This is a genomic window from Streptomyces sp. NRRL B-3229, from assembly GCF_000719505.1.
Lineage (GTDB): Bacteria > Actinomycetota > Actinomycetes > Streptomycetales > Streptomycetaceae > Streptomyces > Streptomyces griseorubiginosus.
In genome coordinates, this window is record NZ_JOGP01000029.1 from 20,156 (window position 1) to 32,951 (window position 12,796).

The 12,796-nt window shown below is 71.5% G+C and carries 8 protein-coding genes; 6 read left to right on the plus strand and 2 right to left on the minus strand.

Going from position 1 to position 12,796, the window contains the following annotated elements; genetic code table 11:
• Positions 1 to 51: 51 nt before the first annotated feature.
• From IF54_RS0134170 to IF54_RS0134185, 4 genes are all read left to right on the plus strand, one after another.
• Positions 52 to 603 (plus strand): TetR/AcrR family transcriptional regulator, encoded by a 552-nt coding sequence (locus IF54_RS0134170; RefSeq protein WP_030325954.1) that lies wholly within the window; start codon positions 52 to 54, stop codon positions 601 to 603.
• A 476-nt stretch (positions 604 to 1,079) separates the two neighbouring features.
• A complete protein-coding gene (locus IF54_RS0134175; protein ID WP_030325955.1) occupies positions 1,080 to 3,215 on the plus strand; it encodes an alpha-galactosidase in 2,136 nt (711 codons plus the stop codon).
• A gap of 18 nt (positions 3,216 to 3,233) precedes the next feature.
• Positions 3,234 to 4,736, plus strand: coding sequence for a glycoside hydrolase family 43 protein (locus tag IF54_RS0134180; protein ID WP_030325956.1), 1,503 nt, complete (start codon positions 3,234 to 3,236; stop codon positions 4,734 to 4,736).
• Between the two features lie 97 nt (positions 4,737 to 4,833).
• Positions 4,834 to 6,591 (plus strand): cellulase family glycosylhydrolase, encoded by a 1,758-nt coding sequence (locus tag IF54_RS0134185; RefSeq protein WP_030325959.1) that lies wholly within the window; start codon positions 4,834 to 4,836, stop codon positions 6,589 to 6,591.
• Between the two features lie 46 nt (positions 6,592 to 6,637).
• Here the strand turns inward: IF54_RS0134185 and IF54_RS0134190 are convergent, their stop codons facing one another.
• Positions 6,638 to 7,660, minus strand: a complete 1,023-nt coding sequence (locus IF54_RS0134190) for a LacI family DNA-binding transcriptional regulator (protein WP_051735641.1) — start codon at positions 7,658 to 7,660, stop codon at positions 6,638 to 6,640.
• Between the two features lie 175 nt (positions 7,661 to 7,835).
• Between IF54_RS0134190 and IF54_RS0134195 the strand changes: the two genes are divergently transcribed.
• The gene (locus IF54_RS0134195; protein WP_030325963.1) at positions 7,836 to 10,868 is read left to right on the plus strand and encodes a glycoside hydrolase family 2 TIM barrel-domain containing protein; all 3,033 of its coding nucleotides are present in this window, start codon (positions 7,836 to 7,838) and stop codon (positions 10,866 to 10,868) included.
• A gap of 24 nt (positions 10,869 to 10,892) precedes the next feature.
• Here IF54_RS0134195 and IF54_RS0134200 read toward each other — a convergent pair whose 3' ends face one another.
• Positions 10,893 to 11,798 (minus strand): AraC family transcriptional regulator, encoded by a 906-nt coding sequence (locus tag IF54_RS0134200; protein WP_030325971.1) that lies wholly within the window; start codon positions 11,796 to 11,798, stop codon positions 10,893 to 10,895.
• Positions 11,799 to 11,926: 128 nt separating this feature from the next.
• Here IF54_RS0134200 and IF54_RS0134205 point away from each other — a divergent pair, with 128 nt between their 5' ends.
• Complete coding sequence (locus IF54_RS0134205) at positions 11,927 to 12,706, plus strand: MBL fold metallo-hydrolase (RefSeq protein ID WP_030325973.1); 780 nt, start codon at positions 11,927 to 11,929, stop codon at positions 12,704 to 12,706.
• Positions 12,707 to 12,796 lie beyond the last annotated feature (90 nt).

Below are 12,796 nucleotides of genomic sequence, written 5' to 3' on the forward strand. Positions count from 1 at the left end.
GCTCTCCGCATAACGTAGTGGAGAACTCTCCACTTAGCAACGTGAGGTCCCGTGGTCCGTTCAGACGCCCGAGAGAACAGGGCACGCATCCTCGCCGCCGCACGCGAAGCACTCGCCGCGGACGGCGGTACCTCGATGAACCAGATCGCCCAGCGCGCCGGAGTCGGCGCGGGCACCCTGTACCGCAACTTCCCCACCCGCGAGGCACTTGTCCTGGCCGTCAACCAGGACGAGGTCGCCCGCATCACCGGCACCGTTCCCGACCTGCTGTCCCAGTTGCCTCCGCTGGAAGCCCTCCGGCACTGGACGATGGACCTGGTCGAGGCGATGCGGCGCAAGCACGGCCTCGGCGACGCGCTCACCCCGGCCGTGCACCAGGCGATCAACGAGCAGAGCTACGGCCCGGTCGTCGCCGCGATCACAGAACTCCTCGACGCCGGCAAGAAGGACGGGAGCATCCGGGCGGACGCCGCACCTGGGGACTTCCTCCAGCTGACCGGTGCGTTGTGGCGCGCCGCGTCCAGCCCCGTGGACCGGGCCCCCCACATGCTCGCGCTCATTCTCGACGGGCTCCGTACGCACGAGGCTCAATCAGCGCGCTGACCATTTCGTTCGGGTCCACCGCGGCGCCCTGCCCGGCACGGCATCGCGGCGCCCTGCCCAGCACGGCATCGCGGTGCCCTGCCCGGCACGGCATCGCGGCGCCCTGCCCGGCACGCTCGGCCGGTAACGCCCCTGGCGACCCTGGCGCCCCCTACGCGGTGTCAGCGAAGACGGCGCCCACCGGTTCAATGACCGAGCACCAGGCACGCAGCGCCCCCGAGCGTCGACCGCCGGGACCACGGAACGGAGCCGGGGGGCGGCGGGGAGGGACCGAGAACCCACGCCACCCACGTCGGCCGATCCGGAGTATTGAAGCGCTTCGACGCTGCCACCGGCCCGAGGGGCTGTCAATGACGTGGGGAACAGAAAGTTTCTTGGAGTTCCCCCCTCTTGTTTCGCGAGAAACATGTCATTAACGTTCCCGGCCAAGTGAAGCGCTTCGACACCCGCCGAGGGCCGTGACCGGAAGGGCATCCATGACCAGCGCACCGCGGACCGTGCGATGGGGCCACCAGGCCCTGGAGGTCGAGGTCGGCGTCGGCGAGGACGGCGTCCCTCGCCTCACGCGGATCGGCCTGCCCGGCGGCATGCCCCCCGAGCGGCGCACCTGGGCCCCGCTGCCCCTGGCGGAGGTGACGGCCGCGGGTCACGGCCGCAACTGGTCGGGCGGCCGCCTGATCGACACGTCCCTCGGCAGCAGGATGCGGTACCGCGACCATCGCATCGGCCGCGACGGCGACTGGCATGTGCTCACCGTCGAACTGCACGACCCGGAGACGGGGTTGGCCGCGGAGATCGTCTACCGCTCGCCCGACGGGATCCCCGTGCTGCGCTCCCAGGTCACCCTCCGCAACGACGGCGCGACCACCCTCCACCTGGAGTCGGTCTCCTCCCTCGTCGTGGGTCCGCTCGCCGACGGCCCGGAAGCGATAAACGCGGCGGACCTGCTGTGGGCCGAGAACGACTGGGTCGCCGAATGCCGCTGGCAGTGCCGTCCGATGCGGCAGACCTCCCCGGTCATCGGGGACCGTGTCGTCTACGACAACGGCAAGGGCGAGTTCACCCGGACCGGCCGCGGTGTGTGGTCCAGCTGTGGCCTGCTGCCCATGGGAGGTCTGACGGACCGCCGCCTCGGGCGCACCTGGGTGTGGCAGATCGAGCACAACGGCGGCGGCTGGCACTGGGAGTGCGGCGAACGCGACACTCTGGCCTACCTGGCCCTGTTCGGCCCGAACGACACCCACCACGGCTGGCGCCACCCGCTGGAGCCCGGCGCGGAGTTCACCACCGTGCCGGTGGCGCTCGCGTTCAGCGAGGACGGCGGCCCCGACGAGGCGTTCGCCGCGCTCACCCGCTACCGCCGCGCGACCCGCCGCCCCCACCCGGACCACGAACGACTCCCCGTCGTCTTCAACGACTACATGAACTGCCTGATGGGCGACCCCAGTACGGAGAAGCTGCTGCCGCTGGTCGACGCGGCAGCCGACGCGGGGGCGGAGTACTTCGTCATCGACGCCGGCTGGTACGACGGCGAGAACGGCGGCTGGTGGGACAGCGTGGGCGCCTGGGAGCCCGCCGCCTCACGCTTCCCCGGCGAGCGCGGCATCCACGAGGTGCTGGACCGCATCCGGGAACGCGGCATGGTGCCGGGCCTGTGGCTGGAGCCGGAGGTGATCGGCGTCCGCAGCCCCATGGCCAAGTCCCTGCCGGACGAGGCGTTCTTCCGCCGCGACGGCGTCCGGGTCACCGAGACCGGCCGCCACCACCTGGATCTGCGCCACCCGGCCGCTCGCGCCCACCTGGACGAGGTCGCGGACCGTCTGGTCGGCGAGTGGGGCGTCGGCTACCTCAAGCTCGACCACAACATCGACCCCGGCTCCGGCACCAGCGCCCACCCCGGCGAGGCCCCGGCCGCAGGGCTGCTGGGACACAACCGGGCCCAGCTCGACTGGCTCGACGGCATCCTTGACCGCCACCCGCGGCTGGTGGTGGAGAACTGCTCCTCCGGCGGCATGCGCTGGGACTACGCCCTGCTGTCCCGGCTCCAGTTGCAGTCCACCAGCGACCAGCAGAGCCATCGGCTGTACGCCCCCATCGCCGCCGCCGCGCCCACCGCCGTCACCCCCGAGCAGGGTGCCGTCTGGGCCTACCCCGTGCCGGAGGACTCCGCGGACGAGGTGGCCTTCACCATGGTCAACGCCCTCCTGGGCCGTATCCATCTATCCGGTCTGCCCGGGGATCTGCGCCCGGAGGCCCGTGCCCTGGTCCACGAGGCCGTCGCCACGTACAAGACCATCCGCGCCGACCTCGCCCAAGCCGTTCCCGCGTGGCCACTCGGCCTTCCGGCCTGGGACGACGAATGGCTGGCCCTGGCCCTGCACACCCGCGCCACCACCTACGTCAGCGTCTGGCGCCGCCCCGGAGCGGAGGCCGGCACCACGCTCGCCCTGCCGCACCTGCACGGCCGTACCGCCCGCGTCGACGTGCTGTATCCCGCCGCGAGCCCGGCGGAAGCCCTGTGGAACCCCGACACCGCCGACCTCACGCTCACTCTGCCCACGGCCCCGTCCGCCGTGCTGCTCCGCCTCGCCCACACGGCAACCGCCCGCTGAAGAACAGGACTTGACCCCGTGTCCGAGCATCAGGGAACCGCCCTGCGCAATCCCGTCATCCCCGGTTTCCACCCCGACCCCAGTGTCTGCCGCGTGGGCGACGACTACTACCTGGTCTGCTCCAGCTTCGAGTACTTCCCCGGCATCCCCGTCTTCCACAGCCGCGACCTGGTGCACTGGAGGCAGATCGGCAACGCCCTCGACCGGCCGAGCCAGTTGCGGCTGCCGCGGGAGCTGCGGTCGTCGGCCGGTCTCTACGCGCCGACCCTGCGCCATCACGACGGCCGCTTCTGGCTCGTCGTCACCAACGTGGGCGGTGGCGGCAACATGCTCTTCACCGCGACCGACGCGGCGGGCCCCTGGTCGGACCCGATCCCGCTGCCGGGGGTGCCGGGCATCGACCCGGACCTCGCCTGGGACGAGAACGGCACGTGCTGGTGCACGATCGCCGGGGTCCGACAGGTGCGCATCGACCCCGTCACGGGAGAGACGTCCGGGGAGCCGCGGCGGATCTGGTCGGGCACCCCCGGCGCGAAGGCCCCCGAGGCCCCGCACCTGTACCGCATCGGTGACCACTGGTACCTGCTGATCGCCGAGGGCGGCACCGAGCGCGGCCACGGCGTCGCGATCGCCCGCGGACCCTCCCCCTCGGGCCCGTTCGAGTCCTGCCCGCACAACCCGGTGCTGACCCACCGCGGTATCGAGCACCCGATCCAGAACACCGGGCACGCGGACCTGGTCCAGGCGCCCGACGGCTCGTGGTGGATGGTGCTCCTCGGGGTCCGGCCGCGCGGCGGCACCCCGGGCTGGCACGTGCTGGGCCGGGAGACGTTCCTGGTGCCGGTGGAGTGGGTGGACGGCTGGCCCGTGGTCGGCGAGGTCCCGTCCGAACTGCCCACCCCTTCCTGGCCGTTGGTCACCGCACCGGTCGAGCCCGTGCGGGACGACTTCGAGCTCGGCGAACTGCGGCCGCAGTGGATCTCCCCCCGGGAGCGCTCCCCGGAGCACTGCACCACCAAGGAGCGCTCCGGCTGGCTGACCCTGCGTGCCCGCGGGGACTCCCTGGACGAGCCGGACGCCGTGTTCGTCGGCCGCCGCCAGCAGCACCTGACGTGCGAGGCCCGCACCCGCGTCGACACCGGACAGGGCCGCGGTGGTCTCGCGGTCCGCCTCGACGAGGAGCACCACTACGAGATCGAGGCCGCCGAGGGCGAGGTCAGGGTTCTCGCCCGCGCCGGAACCCTGCGCACGGTCCTGGTCTCCCGCCCGGTCCCCGCCGGGCCCGTGGTGCTCGGCGTCCGCTTCTCCCCCGCCCCCGACCTGGGCCCCCGCACCGGGCCCGACATCGTCACCTTCGGTGTCGAGGAGCCGGACGGCACCTTCGCCGAACTCGGCTCCCTGGACGGCCGTTACCTCTCCACCGAGGTGGCGGGCGGCTTCACCGGCCGGGTCGTCGGCATGTACGCCGCCGCCGGCACGGTCCACTTCGACTGGTTCGACTACACCCCACAGGGCGCCTGACCAGGCACCGCTCGCCTCAAGGGCCTTCCTTCACCCGTCTGGACGCACCTCCCCCCACGGGCGGACCCCCCGCCCGGCCGACAGAGAAGGGTCAACCATGCAGAGAACGCGGTACCTGACCGGAGGCCGCGGCCTCGGTCGACTGCTGGGTCTGCTGCTGGCGTTGGTCACCATGATCGGGGTGACCAGCACCGCGGCCTTCGCCGCCCCCGCCCTCAAGGGCCCGCTCCCGACACGGCTGCCGGCAGCGGCGGCGAGCCCGGCGGACACCGTGGCGGCGATGCAGCCCAGCTGGAACCTCGGCAACACGTTCGACGCCATTCCGGACGTGACGTCCTGGGGCAACGACGTGCCCACCAAGTCCCTGTTCGACGCCCTCAAGGCGCAGGGATACCGCAGTGTGCGCATCCCCGTCACCTGGACCGACCACCAGTCCGCCACGGCTCCCTACGCGATCGACGCGGCGTGGATGACGTCCGTCAAGAAGGCCGTCGACCTGGCCCTCAACGACGGCCTCTACGTCGTGATCAACGTCCACCACGACTCATGGCAATGGATAGCCGACATGCCCACCGACCATGACGGCGTGCTGGCCCGGTTCAAGGCCACCTGGACGCAGATCGCCGGCACCTTCCGCAGCTACCCGCAGAAACTGCTCTTCGAGGGCAACAACGAGCCGCAGTTCAACAACACCACCGAGGCCCAGGGCATCCAGTACAACGCCGAACTGAACAGCGCCTTCCGCACCGTGGTGCGCCAGTCCGGCGGCAACAACGCGACCCGCCTGCTGTTCCTGCCCACCCTCGGCTGCACGCCGTCCCAGGAACGCATGGCCCCCCTGGCCGCGCAGCTCAAGTCGATGAACGACCCCAACCTGGCGGCCACCGTCCACTACTACGGCTACTACCCGTTCAGCGTGAACATCGCGGGCGGCACCCGGTTCGACGCCACCTCGCAGCAGGACATGACCGACGCCTTCACCAGGATCCGCACCCTCTTCGTCAGCCAGGGCATCCCCACCTACCTGGGCGAGTACGGCCTGTTGGGGTACCCGGACAGCAACCACCCCTCGCGCGTGGAGCAGGGCGAGGCCCTCAAGTACTACGAGATGCTCGGCCACAGCGCCCGCACCGCCGGGGCGACCACCGCCCTGTGGGACGCCGGCAGCTGGAACTACTTCAACCGCACGACGCTCCAGTGGAGCGACCCCGGCCTGGGCGCCGCGATCAGGTCCAGCTGGACCACCCGCTCGGGAACCGCCTCCTCGGACCGGGTCTACCTGGCGAAGACCGGCGCCATCACCGCCGAGACCCTCACCCTGAACCCGAACGGCACCACCTTCCGGGGCCTGTGGCAGGGCAGCACCCAGCTCGTCCAGGGCCGGGACTACACCGTCTCCGGCAACCAGCTGACCCTCACGGCCTCCGCCCTCACCAGGCTGGCCGGCAACCGCGCCTACGGCACCAACGCGACGATCCAGGCCCGGTTCTCCGCGGGCGTCCCCTGGAACATTTATGTCACCAGTTACGACCCGCCGGTCCTCGCCGACGCCACCGGCAACACCACCGACGGGCTGAGCATCCCCACCCAGTTCCGCGGTGACCAGCTGGCGACCCTGGAGTCCCGGTACGCCGACGGCAGCACCGCCGGCAACACCTCCTGGACGCCGTACCAGGAGTTCAACGTCGCCTTCTCCCCCGACTACCCGCACAACGCCATCACCCTGCTCCCCGCCTACCTCAACGCCCTGAACGACGGTGCGCAGGTCACGCTCACCCTCCACTTCTGGAGCGGAACGACCGTGACATACCGCGTGACGAAGAACGGAGGCTCCGTGACGGGGACAGTCGCCTGATCCGGCCGCGCCCCGGGTGCCCGACGGGCGCCCGGGGCCCTGCCGCTCAGTCCCTCGGCGGAGCCGTGCTCTCGCGGACGGTGAGACTGGTGGCGATCTCCAGACCCACCTGAGGCACGTCGTCGCCCCGGCCCAGCGCCAGCGCCAGTTCGGTGGCCGCCACCGCCATGTCGGCCAACGGCTGGTGGACCGTGGTCAGCGGCGGGTCCACCCAGGCCACGGCCGGCACGTCGTCGAAGCCGACCACGCTCAGGTCGTCCGGGATGCGCAGTCCGAGGTCCCGGGCGGCCTGGTAGACGCCGAGGGCCTGCATGTCGTTGGCGGTGAAGACGGCCGTGGGCCGCTCGGGCCGGGACAGCAGCTCGCGGGCCGCGACACGGCCGTCCTCACGCGTGAGCTGGGCCTTGACCAGCAGCTCCTGCTGCACCGGCAGTCCGGCCTCGACGAGCGCCGAGGAATAGCCGGCCGTCCGCGCCAGACAGAAAGGATGATCCGGTCCGGTGATCATGGCGATACGGCGGTGCCCCAGGTCGATCAGGTGCCGGGTCGCGGACCGGCCGCCCCGGAAGTTGGTGGCCCCGACGAAGGGCACTCCCTCGGGCAGCTCCCGGTTCGGGTCGAAGACGACGAACGGAATGCCCTTCGCCTGCAACTGGTCCCGCTCGTCCGGCGACAGCCACGCGACGGACAGCACGCACTGCGGACGGCGTCCGAGGGTGTCGTCGATGGTCCGCTCGGGAGTCTCCTGGAGGCCGAACTCCGAGACCAGGACACTGACCTTGTTGCGGCGCGCGGCGCGCTCGACGCCGCGGATGATCTCCACGGCCCACATGCTCTCCAGCTCGCGGAAGACCAGCTCCACGAGGTTGCTGCGGTTCTTCGGCGGCTTGCGGTACCCGTACCGGTGGATCAGCTCCTCGACCCGGCTGCGGGTCTCGTCCGACACCCCGGACCGGCCGTTCAGCACCTTCGACACCGTGGGGACGGATACACCGGCGGTCTCGGCGATGTACGCGATGGTGACCACCGGAGGCCCGTCGCCGCTGGTCTTCTCTTCCTCGTCCGGCACGGTTCTCCGTCTCCATCCCCTCGCCAATGGTCACGAAAGTGTACCCACGGGTTTCGTACTCAGCCGAAGTACCGATCGCCGGCCCCTGACCAGGCATGAAGCAGATCCCCGGTGCACACACCCCTCCCTTCCGGATCGCCACCCCCATCGACACTTTCGCTGCCCAAGGAGTCACATGTCCCCGCGCTACTTCGAGGAGTTCTCCCCCGGCCACGGCAAGAAGGCCCCTCGCGCCGCACTGGCGACGAACGCCCCGCGGCTCGACCTGAACGGCGACTGGGCCTTCCGGTTCTCGGCCACCGGGCTCGACGAGACCGACGGCTTCGAGGCTCCCGGCTTCCCCGACCGGGGCTGGGACCGGCTGCCGGTCCCCTCCCAGTGGCAGCTGCACGGCTACGGCCGGCCCGTGTACCTGAACATCCCGTATCCCATCCCGCTCGACCCGCCGTACGTCCCGGACGAGAACCCGACCGGTGACTACCGGCGGACCTTCGACCTGCCGCCCTCGTGGGCCGGAACACCGGCGGTGGTGCGCTTCGAGGGCGTCGAGTCGTGCGCGAGGGTCTGGCTGAACGGCCGGGAGCTCGGGGTGACCAGGGGCAGCCGTCTGGCCTCGGAGTTCGACGTCACCGAGGCACTGTGCCCGGGGCGGAACGTCCTTGCCGTCCGGGTGCACCAGTACTCGTCGGGTACGTACCTGGAGGACCAGGACACCTGGCGACTGGCGGGCATCTTCCGTGACGTGGCCCTGCTCGCCCGGCCGGCCGGCGGCATCCGGGACGTGTTCGTGCACGCCGACTACGACGCGTTGCGCGGGGCCGGCCGACTGCGGATCGACGTCGACGCGGAAGAGGACGCGACGCTCACCGTCCCCGCGCTCGGGATCACGGACGCCGCCGTGTCCCGGGAGTTGCTCTTCGACCGGGTCAGGCCGTGGAGCGCCGAGGACCCGTACCTGTACGACGCCGTGGTCACGACTCCGGCGGAGGAGGTCGGGCTGCGGATCGGCTTCCGCACGGTGGCAGTCGACGACTCCGGTGTGCTGACCGTCAACGGCAGGCGGGTGGTGCTGCGGGGCGTCAACCGGCACGAGTTCCACCCCGACCGGGCCCGGGCCGTCACCCTCGACGACATGCGCCGCGACGTGGAGGCCATGAAGCGGCACAACATCAACGCCGTCCGCACCTCGCACTACCCGCCGCACCCCGCCTTCCTCGACCTGTGCGACCAGTACGGCCTGTGGGTCATGCTCGAATGCGACCTGGAGACCCACGGGTTCGAGATGACGAGGCCGGAGCCCTGGCGGGACAACCCCTCCGACGACCCGCGGTGGCGCGAGGCCTGCCTGGACCGCGCCGAGCGGACCGTGGAGCGCGACAAGAACCACGCGAGCGTCATCTCCTGGTCGTTGGGCAACGAGGCGGGCGACGGCAGCAACCTCGAGGCCATGGCCGCCTGGATCCGCGAGCGGGACCCGTCCCGGCCGATTCACTACGAGGGCGACCGCCTGGCCCGCTACGTCGACCTCTACGGCGAGATGTACCGCACTCCCGCCACCGTGCGCCGGATCGGCCAGGGCCTGCTGCGTCCGGGCGAGAAGCTCTACCCGGCCACCGACGGCGAGGGCGACCCAGCGGACGAACCGCGCAACCGCATGCCCTTCGTCTACACGGAGTTCGCCCACGCGATGGGCAACGGCCCCGGCGCACTGTCCGAGTACATGCGGCTGTGCGACCAATTTCCGCGCGTCCAGGGCGGATTCGTGTGGGAGTGGAGGGACCAGGGGCTGCGCACCACCGACACCGAGGGCCGTGAGTTCTTCGCCTACGGGGGCGACTTCGGGGAGGAGGTGCACGACGGCAACTTCATCTGTGACGGTCTGGTCTTCCCGGACGGCACCCCGTCACCCGGGCTGCTGGAGTACCAGAAGGTCATCGAGCCCGTCCTCATCGCCCCCGGCGACAGCCCCGGGCACCTCCTCGTGCGCAACCGCCACGACATGGTGGATCTGTCGCACCTGAGGTTCACCTGGTCGCTCACCGAGGACGGGGCCGTACGGGAGCAAGGCACCCTCGTGACGCCGGACCTCGGTGCCGGGGAGCAGGCGGAGATACCGCTGCCGCCGCTCGGGGCGGGCACCGGCGGCGGCGAGCGACTGCTGACCGTACGGGCGGAGCTGGCCAAGCCCGCCGTGTGGGCGCCCGAGGGGCACCAGGTGGCCTGGGGGCAGGTGCCGTTGCCGTCCACCGGGAGCGTGCCGGACCGGTCCGCGCTGGGCGCCAGGATTCCGGCCACGGAGACGTCGGGCACGCGCATCGCGCTCGGGCGGGCTCGCTTCGACCGGACGACCGGACGCCTGCTCGGCCTCGGGGACCACGCGTTCGACGGACCGCGGCTGTCCCTGTGGCGGGCGCCGACCGACAACGACCTCGCCTGGTCGCAGCGCGACGCGATGTACTGGGAGGCGCGCGGCCTTCAACGGCTGCGGCACCGGACCGTCTCCGTCGACGAGGGGACCGAGGGTCTGACCGTCGTGGTGCGCAGCGGCGCCGCCGCCACGGACTGCGGCTACCTCACCACCTATCGCTGGGAGACCGACGGGCGGCGCCTGCGGGTGCGGGTCCGCACGGAGCCGTTCGGCCACTGGCCGGAGCGGGACGACCGCTTCGCCGAGGCCATGGTGGCAGCCGACCTGCCGCCCGGCGAACGCGCGGAACTCCTGCGCCGCGACAAGGCGCCCTCGCTGGCCCGCATCGGTCTGCACTGGGAACTGCCCGGCGAGTGGTCGCAGGTCAGCTGGTTCGGCGCCGGTCCGGGCGAGGCCTACCCGGACTCCCGGCAGGCGGCCCGGACGGGGCTGTTCCACGCGAGCGTCGACGAGCTCCAGACGCCGTACGTGCGCCCGCAGGACAACGGCAACCGGGCCGAGGTGCGCTGGGCGGAGATCGTCGACGGGGCGGGCGCGGGGCTGCGTGTCGAGGGCGCCGAGCTGTTCAACCTGGCCGCCCGCAGGTGGAGCGACCGGCAGCTGGCCGAGGCACGCCACCAGACCGACCTGACGGCGGGTCCGACGGTCCATCTGCACACCGACCACGTCGTCCAGGGCCTCGGCTCCGGCGCCGTCGGCCCGGGTGTGCTGCCCGAGCACCGGCTCGAAGTACGCCCGGCGGACTTCGCGTTCGTGCTGACCGCCCTGCCCGCCCGGTGACGCCGGGCCCTGGCGCGCAGGACGCTAGCCGCCCTGATGGCTCTGCCGGAACGCGCCCGGCGTCACGCCCGTGTGGCGGGTGAAGAACTTTCCGAAGTTGGTGGGTTCGGGAAATCCGAGGCGGCGGGCGATCGACGCCACCGGCTCGTCGGTGTGGGCGAGCAGACGCTGGGCCTCCAAGGCGACTCGGCCATCGATGACGTGCTTGACGGGCTGTCCGGTGGCGGCGACGCACGCGCGCGTGAGGGTTTTGACGGTGTACCCGAGCCGGTGGGCGTAGTCGGCGGCCCGGCGGGTGGTGGCGTACCCGCGCTCCAGTTCGGCGCGGAAGCGCGCGTACACCTCGCCGCCCGCGTGCGGGTCGCCGCCGCCGTCGGGGCGGGGCAGCCGGTCTATGTGCAACAGCACGGTGGCCAGCAGGAGTTGCAGGATCTCCGCCGACACGGTCTCCACGGGACGGCCGTACTCGGCCCGCATCTGACCGATCAGGGTCGACAGCACGGCGTACTCGGGACGCGCCCCCAGCTGCCGGCAGGCCGGCCCGTGCCACTCCCTGACCAGCCGGTCGGCGCTGCCGGTGTGCGGCGGGAAGGCCGGGGTGAACAGGAGCTGGGTGCCGTTGGCGGTGCCCGGCCGGACGAAGCGCTGCACCTGGCCCGGGCGGATCCACAGCAGGGTGCCGGGCCGGCAGGGGTAGGTCACGAAGTCGACCGCGTGCTCGGCGCTGCCCTCCGTGATCAGGGTGAGGGTGTGGAAGTCGACCCGGTGCACCAGGTCGGTCCGGCTGCCCCGGCGCCGGCGCCGCTCGTGCAGGGCCGCCACGTCGACGATCTCCAGTCCCGGGACGCGTTCGTGCGGCGGGTTGAAGTCGAGCCGGGGGATGGCACCCCGCTGCGAGGGGTCCACGCCCTCGGAGTCCGCCGTACGCATCGACTTCTCCAGATGTCCTCGAATTACCATGCCGCGTCTTCAGCGTATCTCGATTACCTGCGGCGTTCCGACCAGAGTGGAGGACAGCAAGACGGCAAGGGGCCGCCTTTACCGCAAGGAGCATCACCATGAACGGCACGGTCACGGTTCTCGACAGGGGCTCGGTCCGCATCCACAGCTACATGTCGCCGGCCGACACCTTCCACACCACCACCCAGCTGATCGAGACACCGGGGCGGATCATCGCGATCGACGCCCAGCTGCTGCCCGTCTACGCCGAGGAGGCCGTCGCCTACGCCAAGGGCCTCGGCAAGCCGATCGACCGGCTGATCGTCACCCACGCCCACCCGGACCACTACAACGGTGCCGCCCGCTTCGGTGTCCCCGTGCACGCCCTGCCCCAGGTGACCGAGCAGATCATCGCCCGCGGCGACAGCCACCTGCCGACCGGACAGGTCATCACCCTCACCGAGTTCACCCCGGACGTGAACATCGCCCCGGGCACCGAGGTCATCGACGGGGTGCCCTTCGTCTTCGAGGCCGTCTCCGGCGGCGAGGCAGCCGACGAGCTCCTGATCAAGCTGCCCGAGCAGGGTGTCCTGATCGCCCAGGACCTCGTCTACAACGACGTCCACCTCTACCTGGGCAACAACGACATCACCGGCTGGCAGCTGGCCGTCGACGCCCTGGCCTCCGAGAGCGGCTACGACACGATCCTCGCCGGCCACGGCGCGCCGACCGGTCCCGAGGTCTACGGGGACGTCCGCCGCTACCTCGACGACGCCCGGGAGCTGCTCGGCGACGACGGCGACGCCTACAAGAAGGCGATCGTCGACAAGTACCCCTCCCACGTGGGCCCGTTCATCATCGACATCGCCAACCGGTCGCTGTTCCCCGCCGCCGGCTGATCCCTCTCCTTCACGCCTTTTGTCGACACGCGCTCGGCGCAGCCCCCGGCCCTCGCCGCCTCCGGCGGCGACATACCCCACCACCCGGTT